We start from the raw sequence: 19479 nt of genomic DNA, 5'->3' as shown, positions 1-19479 counted from the left end.
GGACACCCTTGCTCTTGGCTAATGGTTGGCGATTACATACCCCCATAACGGACTTACACCGTCTAGTTTATCGCCATGCGTGGCGCACCAAAAAAAGAAGGAGGTGAAAACACCCCCTTCTGTAATTGATCAACATGCTTATGTAATAGCAAATCTTAAATATCTTTTGCAATAATTGTTTTCAGGAATGTTGGGTCATAGCAAGCCCCAAACAGCGTACTGTTCAGCATTGCATAGACAATAATTATCATTATAGTTTTGTAAGGCGCTATATTGCCACAATTGTGTGTCTTGCTTACCTGCTACAGAAGGAAAGAAGTCACTACAACAAATTAATAGGTTGCTGATGAATACTGTAATATTATGAGACAGATAATCGCTCGCTTCAAGATTCGAAATTAGATTTTGGTCGATATTCGCCTGGCTTATCTCACTAAACGCCGGCATTATTTTATGTAAGTCTAAAATAATACTTTTTTTTGTTTTTATAAAATACAACTCCACAATAAAAAAAATAATATTTGACGCCATCCACCCAAGCAGGTGAGGCGCTCTGTTGCGGATGCCAATGTTAGAACTAAACATCTTATGTTCAACGATTTATTATAACGGCACGTTTATCTGCCTCCCTACACGGAAGCCCGTTCAAGCAGTAGTACACGGCGTGGCTTTAAATACCCACCCCATCCATTGATGATAGTAGAACCGATAAAGAATAATAGTGCCTTACAAAAAAAATTAAATGGTATACCTGCGCGCCGGTTGCGCTACCAGGAATTTGCTCTGCTCATGCTAAATGGTTGGTTGGTAAAATTCTCTTTCCGAAAATTACTCGCAAGAAACGGACTGTGCAAGGGAAGTCTTATATTTATCAAAATAATACCAATATATGTTAAAATAGTATCATTATAACCAATTACCGCTGCCGAATTTTTCAAACTAACGCTAACCCCTATACGTAATTTGGAAACTGGTTCTACGGTACAGTATTTGACGCATTTACTATCACGGTTCAAAAATTATTGTTTATGAAAGCCATCTGGAATAACGAAGTCATCGCCGAAAGTAACATGACGATCGTGATTGAAAACAATCATTATTTCCCGCCGGAAGCTGTTAGAAAACAATTTTTGCAGGATAGTACCACCCATACGTATTGCCCCTGGAAGGGCGATGCCTCCTATTATTCTTTGCTGGTGAATGGGGCGGTTAATAAAGATGCGGCCTGGTATTACCCCGCCCCTAAAGATGCCGCACGGGAGATCAAAGATTACATAGCCTTCTGGAAAGGTGTTGTAGTACACCCATAGTTGCATTCATCACCGGCTACAGGGTAATAAGATCGGCTCCGCACAACTGGAAGCCATATTTGCCTTGCTGCCAAAACAATATTTTCCCCATGAGAAAACTAGACGCCATCGTCATCGGATCCGGACAGGGCGGCACCCCGCTTGCCAAAGCACTTGCCCAAAGCGGATTGAACACTGTTATCATCGAAAAACGCTGGGTAGGTGGCACCTGTGTAAACGATGGCTGTACACCCACCAAAACAATGATAGCCGATGCCCGCGCCGCTTACGTGGTAAAACATAGTTACGACCATGGTGTAGACGTGCGCAGCTTTACGATAGACCTGCCCACGATCATTGCCCGTAAAAATAAGGTAGTGGCTTCTTCCCGTAACAACACCGAAAAGGGGTTACAGCAAACGAAAGGATTAGAACTGCTGTATGGTACCGCCGTTTTTACCGGGCAAAAAATTATTTCCGTGATGAAAGATGATGGTACTACCGAAACGCTTACCGCCGATAAAATTTTTATCAATACCGGCGCAAAGCCATTGATACCAGCCATCCCAGGTCTTGCGCATGTTTCGTATTACGACTCCACCTCGCTGCTGGATGTAGATAAAATACCCACTCACCTGGTGATCGTAGGCGCATCCTACATTGCGCTGGAAATGGGACAATTATTCCGCCGCCTGGGCAGTACGGTGAGTATACTGGAAAAGAGCCATCGCATTTTACCAAAAGAAGATGAAGACATTGCCCATGCCGTGCAGGACATGCTGGTCAGCGAAGGCATAACTATCCACACCGGAGCGGCAGTAACCGAGCTAAACCAGTTGGTTCCGGAGAAAATACAGGTTACGCTTTCTACTAATGATATACTGGAGGCCTCCCACATCCTGCTGGCCTCCGGCCGCGTTCCGCAGTCGGCAGCGCTGCATCCTGCTGCCACCGGGCTACAGGTGGATGACAAGGGTTATATCCTGGTGAATGAATACCTGGAAACTAATGTACCAGGCATATACGCTTTGGGTGATGTGAAGCCTGGGCCGGCATTTACCCATGTGTCGTATAATGACTACATTATCCTCCGCAATAATCTGCTGAAACATACCCGCCAGTCTACTCAAGACAGGCCTTTGCTCTATTGCATGTTCACCGATCCCGAATTGGGCCGCGTAGGCCTAACCGAGCAGGAAGCGCAGCAGCGGCAACTACCCTTTACGGTGGTATCCCTTCCTATGAGTAAGGTAGCAAGGGGCATAGAAACCGGTGAAACCAGGGGCCTCATGAAAGCAATTGTACACCGCGAAACAATGGAGATACTTGGCGCCAGCATACTCGGCGCTTCAGGCGGAGAAGTGATGACAGTGCTGCAAATGGCCATGGCCGGGCGCATTCGGGCGGACCAATTGAGGGATATGATGTTTGCCCACCCCCTCTTCTCCGAGTCGCTGAACAACCTGTTTATGCAGCTCAAACAAGCGTAACAACTTGCGTATTTTTCTCAACAGCCTGTTTGTAGCGGAATTGTATTTTTTACCGTAACTTCTTACCCTTATAGCGCAGCCACCATGGCGCAGCTCACCTGATATGATCACATTATCCAACGTACGCAAGCAATTCGGTGACAAAACCATCCTGGACAATATTTCTTTTACCGTAGCTGCCGGTGAAATTTTGGTATTGCTGGGTACCAGTGGCAGCGGGAAAACTACGCTGCTGCGCAGCATTAACCGCCTGTTGCCGCTAGATGGCGGCCAAATAATGGTGAACAATATCGATATACAAAGCCTAGCACCTGAGTTGCTGCGCCGGCAAATGGGATATGTGTTGCAGTACCACGGCCTGTTTCCCCACTATACTGTGGCAGAAAACATTGCACTGGTGCCGCAAATGCTGGGATGGGATGCTGCAAAAATACAGGCGAGGGTACATGCTTTATTGGAAAAATTGCACTTATCTCCTGCCGAACATGCAGCCATGTACCCGGGGCAACTAAGTGGAGGTCAGCAACAACGAGTGGGCCTGGCCCGTGCATTGGCTGCACAGCCACCTATCCTACTGATGGATGAGCCTTTTGGCGCACTGGACCCGGTAACCCGTTATCATGTACGCAGGGAGGTAATGGCGCTAGACGAAATACATGATAAAACTATTGTGTTGGTAACCCACGATGTGGAAGAAGCATTTGAGATGGGCCACCGCATTTGCCTGCTGCACGAAGGGCGCATACAACAATTGGGTACACCTGCACAATTGTTATTACATCCTGCCAACGATTTTGTACAATCCTTCTTTGCCGCGCAACGCCTGTCGCTGGAATGGAAGACCATAGGCCTACTGGATCTCTGGCCTTTCCTGCCCCTTGCCGCAGTTGCGGCGAATGTTCCCGAGATAGCCGCGCAGCACAGTAGTTGGGAAGCCCTTGATTTTTTGAATAACCACCCGGGAAAAGTGATCAACATCCGGAACGGAGCACTGCATAAAAGTGTAGACAGCGCAGGGCTATTGCAGGCCATCCGCCAGTACAAACAGGCCTAGTCACTATTCCATTTAACCAGCATACTATTTTATGCCAGAACAAAGCGGCTTTTTTCATTTTGTGCAGCAGCAGTCCGGCAAATTGCTGGAGCAAACACTGGTACATATTGGGCTTACTTTTATTTCTGTGTGCCTGGCCGTGATGGTGGGTGTAAGCCTGGGTATTTTCATCACCCGGCGCAGGGCCATGGCAGGCGCTGTATTGGGCATTGCCGGCGTACTGCAAACCATTCCCAGCATTGCGTTGCTGGGTATTATGATACCCTTGCTGGGCATTGGAGCCAAACCCGCTATTGTGGCACTTTTCCTCTACGCTTTGCTCCCCGTTATCCGCAATACTTATACCGGCATTACCGGGGTAGATCCCACCATCCTGGAAGCGGCCCGGGGCATGGGCATGAGCCAAGCTCAAATATTATGGAAGGTGCAACTGCCCCTGGCCATGCCGGTAATACTGGCCGGCATACGCACTGCCACGGTCATTAATGTGGGCGTGGCCACCCTGGCGGCCTACATCGGGGCCGGCGGACTGGGCGAATTTATTTTCGGGGGCATTGCGCTGAACAATGTAGGCATGATGCTGGCCGGCGCTATTCCTGCCGCACTACTGGCCGTTTGCTTCGACTGGTCACTGAGCCGCCTGCAACATTTGCAAGGCCGCAAATTCCGAACCGCGCTGTATATGCTTCCCCTGGCCTTTATAGTACTCTCCTCTTTTTACTTACTGCCTGTAACCTTGAAAGGCAAACTACTGGCTGGTTTCACCGCAGAATTCATGGGCCGGCACGATGGTAATATTGGATTGCAAGAAGTTTACCATTTAAATATCCGCACCGTGGTAATCAACGATATGATTATGTACAAAGCGGCGTATGACAAAAAGGTAGACGTGATCAGCGGCAGCACTACCGATGGGCGTGTGCAAGCCTACCACCTGACTATTTTGCAGGATAACCGGCACATCTTCCCCCCCTACTTTGCAGCCCCTATTGCATTGCAGGAAACACTGGACAAATACCCCGACCTGACACCCGCCTTGAACAAATTATCCGGCATTATTAATGATAGCATTATGGGGGCACTGAATTACCGGGTAGATTATCTGAAAGAATCGCCTGAAACAGTGGCCCGTGACTTCCTGGCGGCGCAGCATTTGCTACAACCACCGGGCGATGGCAGCGAAGGCACCATTACAGTAGGGGCTAAAATGTTTGGAGACGGATATTTACTGGCCCACCTGTATGCCCTGCTCATTCCTGGATATACCCACCTGAAAGTGGTGACTAAAACAGGGCTGGGCGGCACCAAAATATGTTTCGATGCCTTGATGAATAAACAGATCGATCTGTATCCGGAATACACCGGCACTGGCCTGCTGGTGCTGCTGCAAGTGCCGCAAAAACAGGTAGATGCTATCATCACTGATCCACAAAAAGTATATGATTATGTGTGTAAGGAATTTATGCAACGATTTCATATCAAATGGCTAGCCCCGATTGGATTTAATAACACGTATGCTTTAATGATGCGTCAACAACAGGCCAAGGATTTAAATATTCATTCCATCACCGACCTTCAGCATTATTTAGCGTATCACTAACCACCTGGTATATGCAAATTACAGCTCAATACAGGACCGTGCGGGAACGCTCTATGCAGCTATGCCGCCCCCTGAAAACGGAAGACTATGTGGTACAGCCCGTGGTAGATGTAAGCCCGCCCAAGTGGCACCTGGGCCATACTACCTGGTTTTTCGAAACCTTTCTCCTGAAGCCTAACGTACATGGCTATACGGAATTTGATCCCGACTATAATTTTGTGTTTAACAGCTATTACGAAACGGTTGGTGCCCGGGTGGTACGCACGGATCGTGGTAACCTGAGCCGCCCCAGCGTGGAGGACGTACTGCGCTACCGCGATCATGTGGATGCTGCCATGGAGGCTTTTCTACAGCAAGGCCTGCCAGACCATCTCCAGGCATTGTTTGTCCTTGGCCTACAACACGAAGAACAACACCAGGAACTGCTGGCCACGGATATCAAATACATTCTCGGGCACAATCCCCTGCTGCCTGCCTATGGCCATCCGCCTTATGCGGCAACGCCGCCCGCCATTCCTACCGCAAACAGTTTGCGCGTGCCGGAGGGTGTGTATGAAATAGGTTTTGCCGGCCATGGTTTTTGCTTTGATAATGAACTGAACCGCCACAAAGTATATCTCCAGGAATATTATATCAACACTACGCTGGTAAGTAATGCCGAATACCTGGCCTTTATGGAGGCTGGAGGCTATGCCGATTTTCGCTACTGGCATGCGGAAGGCTGGGATTGGGTAAAAAATCACCAGGTAAAAAACCCGCTCTATTGGCACCTGGTAAACGGACAGTGGATGCATTATTCCTGGCAGGGCCTACAGCCTTTACCACCCGAAGAACCAGTATGTCATGTAAGTTATTACGAAGCTTATGCTTTTGCTGCCTGGAAAGGCATGCGCTTGCCCACAGAAGCGGAGTGGGAAGTGGCAGCCCCCCAGCTTCAATGGGGGATGCGCTGGGAATGGACCGAGAGCGCTTACCTGCCCTATCCCGGTTTTACCAAAGCCCCTGGTGCTATTGGCGAATACAATGGCAAGTTTATGGTAAATCAAATGGTACTGCGCGGAGCATCGGAAGTAACGCCGCCCGGACACAGCAGAATTACCTATCGCAACTTTTTCCAAACGCCCCTGCGCTGGCAGTTCACCGGCATAAGGCTGGCGAAATAGCAATAGTACCCGTTCAGACCTTTAAAAAATTGTGTGTATGATTACCACCAAACCTGTAATGACCTGTTTTCCGGTAACAAGCCCCCTGCCACAAAGCGCCTTTTGCCGTGATGTAATGAAAGGCCTGAGCGCCCCCCAGAAAAAACTGGACTCCAAATATTTTTATGACGCCGTTGGCGACCGCCTGTTTCAAGACCTGATGAACTGTAAAGATTATTATCCTACGCAGTGCGAGTTGGATATTCTTTCTCACCAGCAGTCGCAAATAGCCCAGGTTATCCAGCAACACCTGCCCGGCGCGTTTGACCTCGTGGAACTGGGCGCGGGCGATGCCACCAAATCGGTACACCTGCTACATCAATTGATTGATAACGGAAACGACTATACGTATTACCCCATAGATATATCGTCCAATGTGATAGCACAGTTGGAACAGGAACTGCCCCTGCGTGTACCGGGCCTGCACATGCAAGGCTTGCAAGGTGAATATTTTAACATGCTGGAAGCGGCCAGTGAACGCAGCAATCGCAGTAAGGTAGTATTATTTATGGGCGCTAACATTGGTAACTTTACCCGGGAAGAGGCACGCTCCTTCTGCAAGGACCTGCGAGCCCGGCTGCAACCAGGCGACCTGGTGATGATCGGGTTCGACCTGAAAAAGCATCCCCTCATTATTCTCAATGCTTATAACGACCAGCAAGGCATTACCCGGGCGTTTAACCTGAACCTTCTTACCCGCATCAACCGGGAGCTGGGTGCTGATTTTAACGTAGATGCATTTACGCACTACGCTTATTACGATCCCATTTCCGGTGCCTGCAAAAGTTTCCTCGTGAGCCTGGAAGCCCAGCGCGTACACATAGGCGAACGTGTGTTCCGTTTTAAGCAAGACGAATGTATAGACATGGAAATATCGCTTAAATACAACCAGGAAGAAATCAACCAACTGGCAGCCGACAGCGGATTTATGCCGGTGCAGGATTTTTATGATGAGAAGAAATGGTTTGTGGATTGCATATGGAAAGTATAGCCATGGCCCTGGAAATTATACATCCAAAAAACCTTGCATCACACGGTGCAAGGTTTTTTTTTTGGATGCTGTAATTTTATCTATTAACTTTTTTCCCAAGCCCCCAGCAGCCTTCTCAATACCAGCATTTCCCCCAGGTGGTAACTGGTATGGTCGATGATCAGGATGGCCTCGCGCAACAGGTTCTGGCCATCACCATGCGGAAAGGGTTCGTACAGGTCGGCATCTTTGGCCTCCAGTAGTTTCACGAAAGCAGTACGGTCTTTTTCGATGGCCTTCACCGTACGATCCCACGCCTGTGCATCTGGCGGCGCAGGCTCTTTGGGCCAGTAACCTTCTGGCCAGGGAGGCGACACGTGTTGGGGATCTTGTGAAAAGGCAAGAATGTCCCATTGGGTAATGCGTATATGCTCCAGCAATTGCCATAAACTATAGGGCAAATCATTGGGTACCACTCCCCGTAAATGTACCGGCAGGTTGCTCACCACATCTTCCAGCGTGGCGTGGGCGTGGCGACCTTCCAGCATTTCACGCAAAGTATTTACCGTAATACGGTTATTAGCGGTAGTTGTAGTGTTGGTCATGGCGCTAACAGGTTTTAAAAGTGAAGATGATATATTGCCGCAATTTTCAGGCCTGAACTGGCGGCACTATTTTTGAAATTCTTTATCTGCTGCATACCATGAAAACTTGCGACCATCCTGTCTTCCAGTAAAAATGCACCTATTCCAAGAGCCGCGTTTCCTGTATAGAATCGTCTTTTAAATGTACACCCGAGATACCCTGCCGGAGCGCTTGCTGGAGCAAATATACCAGGCGGTCTGCGGCGGCGGCATACGACAAACCTGCTGGCCGAATGTTAGAAATGCAGTTCCTGGACACATCGGTAAGGCCAGGTGCAGGCGCAAAGGTGAGGTAAGCGCCCATGCTATCGGGACTACTCAGGCCGGGGCGCTCTCCTATCAGCACCACTACTATCCTGGTTTGTAAAAAGGCCCCCACAGGATCTCCTACGGCCACTCTTCCTTGCGTAACGAGATGAATAGGTGCCAGGCTAAAACCTAATGCCTGTAAACGGGGTATCGCCAGCGACAGTAACGGTAACGCATGTACGTTTACCGCCGTGGCAGACAGGCCATCCGTGATCACAAATGCAATGTCTTTATGAAGATCGGCAGCCGGCAGGGCTTCCAGCAATGCGGCGGCCTCCGGGTGCAGTTGCCGGCCCTTGTCTGGCCGCTGCAGGTACTCATCGCGGTGGGCCGCCTGGCTCCACAGCAGGCGCACCGGCAGCCGGAAAACCGTACTGCACACCGATTGCAGGCCATCCACGTCCAGCAGGGAATACACCGCATCCCGAGCATGGGCATGGGCCATACGAAAGGCCAGCATTTCGGACAGGGGAATACTAGTGCCTGTACGCCCCAGTGCAATCCGGGCAGTAGTGAATTGTTGTAAATATTTCCAGGCGTCTTCCATTGTTTTCCTGTTTTTTGCAGCATGCTGCAAGGCGGATATTTATTTAAAATAACAAGTGCCCTTCCCGGTAGCGTATACTATTACATGCCACCTAATAACTGATGCGATGCCGGCACAGGCAGGAGATTTCCAGTAAGATCTGTAATGCCCTGGCGGTACAACCATTGCTCAAATTCCGGGGCAGGGCGCAGGCCCAGCACCTGACGTACATATTGCGCATCGTGAAAAGAGGTGGATTGATAATTCAGCATGATATCGTCGGCCCCTGGCACGCCCATGATATAGTTACAACCGGCCACACCCAGCAAAGTAAGCAGGTTATCCATATCATCCTGGTCGGCGGCAGCGTGGTTCGTATAACACACGTCTACCCCCATAGGAAGGCCCAGCAGCTTGCCGCAGCAATGATCTTCCAGTGCGGCGCGGGTAATTTGTTTTCCATCGTAGAGGTATTCCGGGCCAATGAAACCCACTACGGTATTTACCAGCAAAGGATTAAAATGCCGGGCCACAGCGTAGGCGCGGGTTTCAAGAGTTTGCTGGTCGCAACCAAAGTGGGCATTGGCCGATAAGGCGCTCCCCTGGCCGGTTTCAAAGTACATTACGTTTTGCCCCAAGGTACCCCGATTCAAAGAAAGCGCCCCCTCATAGGCCTCCTGCAATAGGGACAGGCTCACGCCAAAACTGGTGTTGGTAGCAGCGGTACCACCAATAGACTGAAACACCAGGTCTACCGGTGCTTTGTGCATGATTTGCAAAGCGGTGGTGATATGGCACAATACGCAGGTTTGCGTGGGTATATCAAATTGCTGGCGCAACTGGTCCAGCAGTTGCAGCAGCAGGATGGTCATGGCCGGGCTGTCTGTGGCGGGGTTAATACCAATTACGGCATCGCCGCAGCCATATAACAAGCCGTCCAGCGTGCTGGCCATGATACCTTTTGGGTCGTCGGTGGTATGGTTAGGCTGCAAACGTACGGCCAGGTGGCCTTTTAACCCCAAGGTATTGCGGAAGCGGGTTACTACCTCACACTTGCGCGCCACACTGATCAGGTCTTGGTTGCGCATGAGTTTAGACACGGCAGCCACCATTTCCGGGGTAAGGCCTTTAGCCAATGCCTGCAAGGTAGCCGTAGTGGCGGCATCGCTCAGTAGCCAGTCGCGCAGCTCTCCTGCCGTAAAATGCTGCACGCTGGCAAAAGCGGCCGCATCATGCGTATCGATGATGAGGCGGGTCACCTCATCCTGCTCATACGGCACGATGGTTTCCTGTAAAAACTGCCGCAACGGCACCTCCGCCAGTGCCAGTTGGGCCGCCACCCTTTCCTGGTAGCTTTCTGCCGCCACGCCGGCCAGCACGTCGCCCGCACGGTGAGGCGAAGCTTTTGCCAGCAAGGTTTTCAGGTCGGTGAATGCGTAGGTATGACCGCCGATGGAATATTTGTAAGCCATAACATATACACTTAAGGTAAGGCTGTATAAATTCGTTTATGCTTTCCCGTTATAAAAAAATATACGGCGGCCACAGCCAGCCCTTCCAGGAAAATAAGACTAATCTGCACATTGTAATATACGATGCACCCCATGGCCAGCAGGGAGAGCAGCAGCGCCAACGCATGCACCCAGGGATAACCGGGTGCATGGTAAGGCCGGTGCAGGCCAGGTTCTTTACGCCGCAGTACAAACAGGCCTATCATGCTGATCACGTACATGACTATGGCACCCAGTACAGAGAGTACCACCAGTTGGTCCGTTTTGCCCAGGCACAGGGCCGATATGCCGATGCCGGCCCCGCAAAGCAGCGCCCAGTAAGGCGTTTGCCGCCGGCTGCTTACCTGGGCCAGGAAGCCCGGAAGGTAACGGTCACGGGCCAACGCAAATAGCTGCCTGGAATAACTGATGATAATACCATTAAACGAAGCCAGCAGCCCAAACAAACCAATGCCGGCAAACAGGCGGGTGAAGTGGCTGCTGCGCCCCAGCACGCTGGCAATGGTTTCCGGCAGGGGATAATCGATGTTGGTAAGCCCATGCCAATTGGTAGCCCCGCCACTCAGGATCATAACACCCAGCGCCAGCAACATCAGCGTAAGGATGCCGGAAATATATCCCACCGGGATGGTACGGGCGGGCGACTTCACTTCCTCGGCCACCATGGCCACACCTTCTATACACACGTACAGCCATATGGCAAAGGGCAGTGCGGCAAACACGCCGCCCCAGCTCACCGGCAGGGCATCGAGCATAAAATTCGATGTTTTAAATGCAGGGGCAACAATGCCCATGAACAATAACAATTCTGCCACGGCCAGCAATGTCATGAGCAGTGTAAACGCCGCCGATTCTTTAATGCCCAGCAAATTAATGCCGGTGAGCAGCAGGTACACAACAATGGCCGTTGCCTGCACTGGCAGCGGTGGATATAAAAAATGCACGTAGGTACCCAGCGCCATGGCAATGGCCGGCGTGGCCAGCAGAAATTCTACCAGGGTAGCGTAACCCGCCACCAGTGCAGCCCAGGGACCCAGGGCTCGGTAGGCGTAGGTGAAAGGGCCTCCCGCCTGCGGAATGGCGGTGGTAAGTTCGGTGAAGCTGAAAATAAATGTGCCGTATAGCAGCGTAATAACCAGCACCGACAGCAGGAAACCCACCGTACCGGCAGTACCCCAGCCATAATTCCAACCGAAATATTCGCCGGAAATAACCAGGCCTACGGCAATGGCCCACAATTGCAGGGGCGTAATCGCTTTCTTCAGGGAAACGTTTGCTGCCATATATAAATGCGTTAATAGTGGTGTATAGGATGGAAGATAGCCCTCGCTTTTGGCCAGTAACAAGATAGGAAAAAATATGGCGGATGACTGGACGCTCCGTATAATTTAATATGCAGTAAAACAGGGCACACAAAAAGGCCCGCCTTAAAAAAGACGGGCCCTAAAATTAACAGTTAAAAAGAAAAGACTAATGGCGGGTATCCCACCACAGGGCAGTACCTCCGTTGTCGGGACCACCCAGCAGGGCGGTAGCCGCGGCAACACCTGCGGGGTTGGTACCCACTTCACTCTGTGCAAACGGCAGGCGGCGTATGAACAGGGAAGTGGAAATAGTACCATTACTATTATTATTGACCACTGGAAACAGTTTTGGATAGCCGGTGCGGCGAAATTCGGCCCAGGCTTCTTCCCCTTCCGGATAGTTGGCCAGCCATTTCTGGGTGATAATGCGCTCCAACTGGCGTTCAAAAGGATCGGCTGCGTTCCATTTGATGGTGATGGTACTCAGGTAGGGCGAACCGGCTGGTACGTCGTTGGCACCTGCTACAGTGGCCAGCGGATCTACGTAAGGTTCTTCTGTGCTGGTGGCATCGGCCAGGTAGGCATCGGCAGAACCGGTTACACCGTATTGATCAAAGGAAGTACGCACCCCTTTTTCGTAGTTGGTCTGAGCATCGCCTGCGCCCGTCCATTGGCGGATAGCGGCTTCTGCACGCAGGAACCAGGCTTCGGCGGCTGTCATCCACTGTACCGTGTTCGGATAAGTGGGCAGTGTAGAATAACCGGCGTATTTCGCAGCGCTGCCTACGTCTACCCCGTTACGGATACCGATGATCTTATCGGCTACGGAAGCAGGGAAGGTGGCTTTATTGGCATACTTAGAAGCCCTGGGATCGTTATACCCGTTCAGGTAACAGGCAATGGGCGCACCAAAACTAATATCCGTCCAGCTCTGGCTGATCACGGTAAGTGGGTTGGGCGTATTGCCGGTGTTGATGTTCAGGTTATCGTCTTTGGTTTCCAGGAAACCGCCGGGGTTGGCCAGCGACAACTCTCCTTCCAGCTTGGCCTTTTCCGGATCAACATTCACGATACGCAGCGCCAGACGCAAACGCAGGGTGTTGGCAAATTTCAGCCATTGTTCAAAACTACCGCCGTAGGCCAGGTCAAAATCGGTAAAGGTGGGCAGTGCTTTATCGGCCACCAACTGGGTAAGCGTGGTAATGGCAGAATCGAGGTCTGTAAAAAATTGGTAGTACACCTCTTTCTGACTATCGTAGGTTACGCTGCCATCTGCATTTACAGTGCCGTAGTGCGAGTACACAATCGGGCCATAGATGTCCGAAACACGGTGCATGCCTTCTACTTTCAATATCTGTGCCCAGGCGTGGTAAGACGCATATTTAGGATCGGTAGTAGCCGCCAGTACCCCACGGATAGGCGACATTACATTGGGATAAGCGTAATCCCAGGCCGATGTGTTCCAACCGGCATTCAGGTTGTACGTATGATTATTGGTAGCGCCGAAATCGCTTTTAGTCATCATATAACCAGAAAAAATATCGGCGTTTAGGTTTTGCTGCACCTGGAACATCCAGGTGGCAGTACCGTTATAAATGTTTAGCTCCGCTTGTTTCAGCGGTTCGCCCAGGTTTTGGTAATCCACCGCCAGTTGCTCATTGGAGAGGCCGTAAGGATTTTTATTAATGTCTTCGAAACTTTTGGTACAGCCACTGGCAAATAGCGTAATGGCTGTAGCTCCGATGGCGAGCGTTTTATTTGAAAGTAACTTTTTCATGTAGATAGTTTTGTTCGTAAACAATTAGAAGCCCACTTTAACACTCACACCCATACTTCTCGTAGTGGGCAACGTAAAGGTTTCCACGCCCTGCAAGCCATTGCTGGTAGACATAGACAGCTCTGGATCGAATGGTGCTTTCTTTTCAAAGAAGAACAGGTTTCTGCCAATCAGGGAAATATTCAGGCTGCTGATGCCCTTTGAGTGCAAAGGTACATTGTAGCGCAGCGACAGTTCACGCAGGCGAATAGCGGTGGCATCATACATATAGTATTCAGAAATACCGTTCTGACCGCCTACACTTTGATACCAGGTCATAGCATCGATAGGACCGGCAAATTTGCTGCCGTCTGCCGTTACCGCGTCAATATTCACGCCACCTGCATTGCGTGCAGCAGCAGTTTGTTTTGAATTGCCCTGGTAGTCCAGTACGGCCTGGGTAACGCTCATTACCTTACCACCAAAACGACCGTCTATCAGGAAGCTCAGCGTAAAGTCCTGCACGGTGAGGGAGTTGGTCCACCCCAGCAGGAAACGGGGGGTAGGATTGCCGATCTTTTTCAGGCTTGGATCAAAACCATCGGTGTAAGTGGCGGTACCACGCTGCGCCTTCCCATCGTCGTCTACCACGATCTTACCGGCCTGGTCACGCTGGAAGAAGTGACCGTAAATATCGCCCCATGAACCACCTTCGCGGATGTAAGAGCCATATAACAGGTTGCCAATGCCGGTGAGTACGAAATAATCGGTTTGCGCGCCTATTGCAGCATTTTTAACGGAAACCACTTCGTTCTTATTGAATGAATAATTAACACCGGTGGTCCAGGTAACGAGGTGTGTTTTGATAGGCGTTGCATTAACAGACAATTCAATACCATGATTTTTGATATTACCGGAGTTCAGGTAATAAGTAGTCAGCGAGCCGCCGGAGGGAGCCTGGGTTTCTATATACTGGTTCTTATTTTGGTTAGCATAATAGGTGAAATCAAAACCTATCCTGTCTTTCAGGAAACGCCATTCCGTACCTGCTTCAAAAGAACTGTTTTTTTCCGGTTTGAGGTAGGTGCCGGGGTATGGCCCTTTGGTATTGATCACAGAACCATTCTGGTTATTGACTGTGTAAGGCGAAGGGTTGGTTACGTAAGCGGGTACGTCGTTCCCAACCGATGCGTAGGAAACGCGCACTTTGCCGAAACTAATGGGTTCCGCCAATTTAAATGCATCACTCAGCACTGCAGAAAGGCCGGCAGAATAGTAGAAATATCCATGATCTTTTACCGGTGTGTATGCAAAAGTAGAAGACCAGTCATTGCGGCCCGTTAAGTCCAGGTAAAGAAAACCCTTATAACTCAGGGAAGCGGTACCAAATGCGGCCTGCTGTACTTTGCGGGTAGCCGTCTGGTCTACACTCAGGAAAGTAGGCAGGATGTAAGCCAGGCCAAATTTGTTGGCATAGCGCAACCCTTTACCACCTGTATTGGTGTCAAAAGTGGTTTGGTCATTAGTAACGTTGGTGGTGCTGCCGCCCAGGGTGAAGTTCAGCCCAAAACTTTTGCTCAGTTGTTTATTACCCGCTAGCAACAGGTCGCCATACAACTGAGTATTGGTAGCGCGCCGGAAAGTATAACGCCCATTGGTTCCGGAAAGCACTTGCTGGGTAGTGGCATAAGCACGTACATCTATTTCGTCAATAGACTTATCGATGTTGCCCCGTGCAGTGAGGGTTAGCCAGTCATTGAGTTTATAACTCAGGGATGCATTAGCATATATACGGTTGCGCCTACCAGTGTGTGGAACGCGGTATTGAATCCAGTAAGGGTTCTGTTGGGTTTCTGAACCATCATACCCTGTATTCAATAAAGCGCTATCGGAGTTTATGTTCCACCAGTTTTGAATAGTGGTGTTACGTACCGGGGAGTACACTTCGTAGTTATCGCGGTAGGTATTAAAATTTAATCCACGGGGCATTTCATACAAACCGGTAAGGGGGTTGCTATACAACCCACTAGTAGGAAGGTTCAGCATCGTTTGCGACAGCAGTGAAACGCTTGCATCCGCCGTTAGTCTGTCATGCAAGAACTTAGCCGTTTCGCGGAAGTCAAGATTATGCTTGCTTTCGTTCGAATTGGGCATTATGCCTTTGTTATCGGCATAGGAATAAGAGAAATAAGTTTGACTATGTTCGGTACCGCTGGAAAGCGCCAGGGAATTAAAGTTGGTAATACCCTTGCGGAAAAAATCGCTTGTCCAGTCCCTTGCATTCACCACGCCTCCCCAGCTAGTGGAGGAGCCGGGCGTTTTGCCATCGGGATCGGGGGTTTGTCCGTATTTAAATTGCAGGGGGGCCTTGTACAGGAGGTCATCCAACGTTACTTCGCTGGAAACGTTGATGGTGGTTTTGCCAACCTTGCCTTTTTTCGTGGTAATGAGAATTACCCCGTTGGCAGCAGCAGAACCATAGAGAGCTGCAGCGCCGGCACCTTTCAATACCGACATACTTTCAATGTCTTCCGGGTTCACGTTAGAAATACCATCGCCGCCGTCCAGGCCACCGGAAGTACCGATACTCTGTCCCCAGCCATCCCCGGGCTGTGCCGGCGTATAGTTGGCCATGGGTACACCATCCACTACATACAGTGGTTGGTTTTCGCGGGTAGATTTGTTACCACGCAGCACCACTCTCGCAGAACCGCCAATGCCGGAACCGCTGCGGTTAATCTGTATACCGGCTACCTTTCCGGTAAGACTGTTCACCACGTTGGCATCTCTCACCGTGGTCAGTTCCTCATTAGAAACTTTGTCTACCGCGTAAGATAACGACTTGGCCTGGCGAGTGATACCCAGGGCGGTTACCACTGTTTCTTTGAGCAACTGGCTGTTTTCGGCCAGCCGGATGTTGATCTGGTCCTGGTTACCTACCGCGATGCGCTGCGTAGTGAAACCCAGGCCGGAGATCTCCAGGGAATCGCCTACCTGCGCAGCGAGCGTAAATTCACCATTGGCCCCGGTTATCGCACCGCGATTGGAGCCAAGTACCCGCACCGTAGCACCAGGCAATACCGTTCCATCGGCCTGCACGGTTACGCGGCCTTTCACGGTTTTGTCCTGGGCTACTGCAATCGTTGTACTGCCTACCAGTGCAACGAGCAAAAGCATTGTTTTTCTTTTCATACTGTTTAGTTTGTAAATAGAGAACTCTTGATTACGACCATAGTGGTGGATGCTATTGGCGTAAAAGATCATAGAAAGCTTTTCCATATTGCGCTCATTATTCACCTATCAATCATAGGCTTCAGATCAGACCATCCGAGTTAGCAATCATTTCTTTTTCACTGAGAATTTTATGAGCAGCTTTTTTTTGTAATAAGTAGATGACAACACACTTGCTTTTCCGGCAAAGGATCATCATGATTTTTTTGAGATTATTACACGCAACAAATCAGCGAACCTACGGCGTTAACCCTTTTCAGGACATTGGGAACAAAAAAAATTACAGACATTATTTCCTTATTGCGCTTATTATTAGCTATGAGCAACAAGCGGCAGATAGAACCACCTCTTTCACAACAATTAATTTTGATTGAAAAACCTTTTTTAGCGGCGTTTTTTTTGTAATAAGTAAATAGAAACACACTTGCCTTCCGGCCAAAGCCTGCTCTTGATTGTGATTAATGTTTATTACTTGCAACAAACCAGTAAATGCACTATACCAGCCTCTGTGGGGCAAACGCTCTTCAAAAAAAAGTTAGAAATAGAAACACACACACTGATATATTTAAAATATCAGGAAAATAAATTGACCTAAATAATTCGTTAGTCGTTTTTCAAAAGTAAAATTAATTGTGGTATTACGCTTTTGGTTGAATGATATGTTCTTGTTTTAGATTTTATTGTATAATATTTACAGGTTTGTTAAATTCTTTTCTTGTTAAAGCATTAGTGTTAAAAATCGGAAATACAAGCTATAATCGTTATAATAAAATTAGTCTATTTATTTTGCTACATCCTCATCAAATGTCTCCATCACCAGTGCGGCGGCGCCGAGCAATTCGGCATCATAGGCCAATTGGGATATTTGGATATCCGTATAAGCAGCCAGGCTTGGGATGCAATATTTATTGAGGGCTTGCTGAATGGGCGCCATCAATACTTTGCCCGCACCGGTGCCTCTTCCACTCAATATAATCAGCTCCGGGTTCATAATGTGTATGAGTATAGCCAGGCCTTTACCAATTTTATAGCCGATCTCGGATAAAATTTCAATGGCAAACTGATCGCCTTTGTTGGCCGCCTCAATCACGGCATCGCCCATTAGTTTTCCGCTGTCTTTGCGCCATCCCAGCAGGCTGGAAATATGGCCTTTTTCCATGGCGGCGGTAGCTTTTTGGGCTACTACCAGCAAAGAGGCTTCCGTTTCCAGGCATCCTCTTTTGCCACACACGCAAAGGGTGCCGTCGTCGGCAATGGGGATATGACTTAGTTCTCCGGCATAACCACTATGACCACGGAACAACTGACCGTTTACGATCATGCCAAGACCTATGCCCCAGCTCACGTTAATCACCATCACCTGCTCATGTTTCTTGGCCAATCCAAATTTAAGTTCGGCCAGGGCAATTACACTAGAGTCGTTATCTATATGTACCGGAAGGCCAATGGCGCGTTCCAGGTATTTTTCCAAACTTACTTCCCCGCTGTGCAGGTAACTGAGGTTACGCCCTTCCCGGGTGTTCACAAAACCCGGCATGCCTATCCCTACTCCTATCATTTGCTCTTTGGGTAATCCCGAAGCAATGATGAATGCATTGATCTCCTTTATTAAGGTAGGTAATGCTTCTTCATTATTCTCCAGGTCCATCACCATATGCTTGGTACCCGTTACGATCTCGTTGAGCAGGTCCATAATGGCGATGCGGGTGGTTAGCTGATCCATAGCCACTGCTACAGTGTACAACTTACGCGAAGGTAATGAATACATCTGAGGACGGCGACCGCCTTGTGAGGCGGCAAATCCCTGTTCCACCACCAGCCCATCCTCCACCATTTCCATCAACGCCTTTGTAACTACCGGAATACTTTTATCCAAATATTCACTCAACGTTGCACAAGACTGGGCCTTCTCAAAATAGAGCTGCTTCAGTATACGTTTTTGCAAAGTGTTGACGGGACGTTGAATAAAAGTACTACTCATTTTAGATGACGGAACGTTATATCTGTTCGATTCTTAACAAATATTTAAATTAAAAGTATAAAAATTTAATAAGTAAATACAACTTTTTAAAAATAAATATTTTTCAAAAATGAATCGTTAGGAAGTAGGTGGTTTTTTTCAGTATTTAAATTACAATTTTTTCTCATTAATTGAACAAATTTCCCCATGCTTTCTTATTTTTTCCCATCCGGGCTATTTATACCGGTGCGTCCCTATCCGGATAAACGCTCCACTTAGCTATAAGCCTTATAAATAGGAAAAGAGGGCTACTCAACGGGCACCCACATTTTTTTCTAAATAAAACACTATAACCCTATAGGATTTGTAGAGTATTAAAAATATCTTTGTCCCCGAAGTCAGTTTTAATACTAACAAACGAAGCGCCCTGAAAGGCAGGGAAACGCCTGCCGTGGCGGTACTGTTGCTGTACCAATGACCAGTTACTTATTTTATCGTCAAATTGTTATTCATGCCATCTTTTACTTACAAAAAGTGTTGCCGGTAATCTAAACCACAAAAGGCTCCGCTCAAAAACAAGCCAGCGTGCGCGTTATTTGATCATCGCCTATTAATTCGTATATCCGTATACGT

The 19479-nt window shown here is 49.0% G+C and carries 13 protein-coding genes; 6 read left to right on the top strand and 7 right to left on the bottom strand.

The features are described from left to right. The first annotated feature begins 1028 nt into the window (after positions 1-1028). From GA0116948_RS17710 to GA0116948_RS17685, 6 genes are all read left to right on the top strand, one after another. Positions 1029-1310, top strand: a complete 282-nt coding sequence (locus GA0116948_RS17710; RefSeq protein WP_089714670.1) for a DUF427 domain-containing protein — start codon at positions 1029-1031, stop codon at positions 1308-1310. 89 nt (positions 1311-1399) lie between these two features. Continuing rightward, a complete protein-coding gene (locus GA0116948_RS17705) occupies positions 1400-2779 on the top strand; it encodes a mercuric reductase (protein WP_089714668.1) in 1380 nt (459 codons plus the stop codon). Positions 2780-2882: 103 nt separating this feature from the next. After that, complete coding sequence (locus tag GA0116948_RS17700) at positions 2883-3833, top strand: ABC transporter ATP-binding protein (protein WP_089714665.1); 951 nt, start codon at positions 2883-2885, stop codon at positions 3831-3833. A 31-nt stretch (positions 3834-3864) separates the two neighbouring features. Then, positions 3865-5433, top strand: a complete 1569-nt coding sequence (locus GA0116948_RS17695; protein ID WP_089714663.1) for an ABC transporter permease/substrate-binding protein — start codon at positions 3865-3867, stop codon at positions 5431-5433. An 11-nt stretch (positions 5434-5444) separates the two neighbouring features. Beyond that, positions 5445-6596: an ergothioneine biosynthesis protein EgtB gene (egtB, locus tag GA0116948_RS17690; protein WP_089714661.1), complete on the top strand. Its 1152-nt coding sequence runs from the start codon at positions 5445-5447 to the stop codon at positions 6594-6596. Positions 6597-6633: 37 nt separating this feature from the next. Then, complete coding sequence (locus GA0116948_RS17685; RefSeq protein ID WP_205685999.1) at positions 6634-7626, top strand: L-histidine N(alpha)-methyltransferase; 993 nt, start codon at positions 6634-6636, stop codon at positions 7624-7626. 83 nt (positions 7627-7709) lie between these two features. Here GA0116948_RS17685 and GA0116948_RS17680 read toward each other — a convergent pair whose 3' ends face one another. The 7 genes from GA0116948_RS17680 to GA0116948_RS17650 form a co-directional block, all read right to left on the bottom strand. Continuing rightward, a complete protein-coding gene (locus GA0116948_RS17680) occupies positions 7710-8210 on the bottom strand; it encodes a DinB family protein (RefSeq protein WP_089714659.1) in 501 nt (166 codons plus the stop codon). A 139-nt stretch (positions 8211-8349) separates the two neighbouring features. After that, entirely contained in the window at positions 8350-9135 is a 786-nt protein-coding gene (gene eutC / locus GA0116948_RS17675; RefSeq protein WP_240619092.1) for an ethanolamine ammonia-lyase subunit EutC, read from the bottom strand. A 50-nt stretch (positions 9136-9185) separates the two neighbouring features. Further along, positions 9186-10556, bottom strand: a complete 1371-nt coding sequence (locus GA0116948_RS17670) for an ethanolamine ammonia-lyase subunit EutB (RefSeq protein WP_089714655.1) — start codon at positions 10554-10556, stop codon at positions 9186-9188. Between the two features lie 11 nt (positions 10557-10567). After that, entirely contained in the window at positions 10568-11878 is a 1311-nt protein-coding gene (gene eat, locus GA0116948_RS17665) for an ethanolamine permease (protein ID WP_089714653.1), read from the bottom strand. A gap of 187 nt (positions 11879-12065) precedes the next feature. Beyond that, positions 12066-13676 carry a RagB/SusD family nutrient uptake outer membrane protein gene (locus tag GA0116948_RS17660; protein ID WP_089714651.1) on the bottom strand — a complete coding sequence of 537 codons (1611 nt, stop codon included), beginning with the start codon at positions 13674-13676 and terminating at the stop codon, positions 12066-12068. Positions 13677-13700: 24 nt separating this feature from the next. After that, positions 13701-16847, bottom strand: coding sequence for a SusC/RagA family TonB-linked outer membrane protein (locus GA0116948_RS17655; RefSeq protein ID WP_165798291.1), 3147 nt, complete (start codon positions 16845-16847; stop codon positions 13701-13703). Between the two features lie 820 nt (positions 16848-17667). Then, complete coding sequence (locus tag GA0116948_RS17650; RefSeq protein WP_089714648.1) at positions 17668-18867, bottom strand: ROK family protein; 1200 nt, start codon at positions 18865-18867, stop codon at positions 17668-17670. Between the last annotated feature and the right edge of the window lie 612 nt (positions 18868-19479).

The organism is Chitinophaga costaii, assembly GCF_900094705.1.
In the GTDB taxonomy this organism is placed as follows: domain Bacteria; phylum Bacteroidota; class Bacteroidia; order Chitinophagales; family Chitinophagaceae; genus Chitinophaga; species Chitinophaga costaii.
The sequence above is the reverse complement of the archived record's forward strand: the minus strand, read 5'-3'. Positions and strand labels throughout refer to the sequence as shown.

Bases quoted from the DNA above. Each gene is read 5' to 3' on its own strand.
- GA0116948_RS17710 (WP_089714670.1), top strand. From the start codon at position 1,029: ATGAAAGCCATCTGGAATAACGAAGTCATCGCCGAAAGTAACATGACG.
- GA0116948_RS17705 (WP_089714668.1), top strand. From the start codon at position 1,400: ATGAGAAAACTAGACGCCATCGTCATCGGATCCGGACAGGGCGGCACC.
- GA0116948_RS17700 (WP_089714665.1), top strand. From the start codon at position 2,883: ATGATCACATTATCCAACGTACGCAAGCAATTCGGTGACAAAACCATC.
- GA0116948_RS17695 (WP_089714663.1), top strand. From the start codon at position 3,865: ATGCCAGAACAAAGCGGCTTTTTTCATTTTGTGCAGCAGCAGTCCGGC.
- egtB (WP_089714661.1), top strand. From the start codon at position 5,445: ATGCAAATTACAGCTCAATACAGGACCGTGCGGGAACGCTCTATGCAG.
- GA0116948_RS17685 (WP_205685999.1), top strand. From the start codon at position 6,634: ATGATTACCACCAAACCTGTAATGACCTGTTTTCCGGTAACAAGCCCC.
- GA0116948_RS17680 (WP_089714659.1), bottom strand. From the start codon at position 8,210: ATGACCAACACTACAACTACCGCTAATAACCGTATTACGGTAAATACT.
- GA0116948_RS17670 (WP_089714655.1), bottom strand. From the start codon at position 10,556: ATGGCTTACAAATATTCCATCGGCGGTCATACCTACGCATTCACCGAC.
- eat (WP_089714653.1), bottom strand. From the start codon at position 11,878: ATGGCAGCAAACGTTTCCCTGAAGAAAGCGATTACGCCCCTGCAATTG.
- GA0116948_RS17660 (WP_089714651.1), bottom strand. From the start codon at position 13,676: ATGAAAAAGTTACTTTCAAATAAAACGCTCGCCATCGGAGCTACAGCC.
- GA0116948_RS17655 (WP_165798291.1), bottom strand. From the start codon at position 16,847: ATGAAAAGAAAAACAATGCTTTTGCTCGTTGCACTGGTAGGCAGTACA.
- GA0116948_RS17650 (WP_089714648.1), bottom strand. From the start codon at position 18,867: ATGAGTAGTACTTTTATTCAACGTCCCGTCAACACTTTGCAAAAACGT.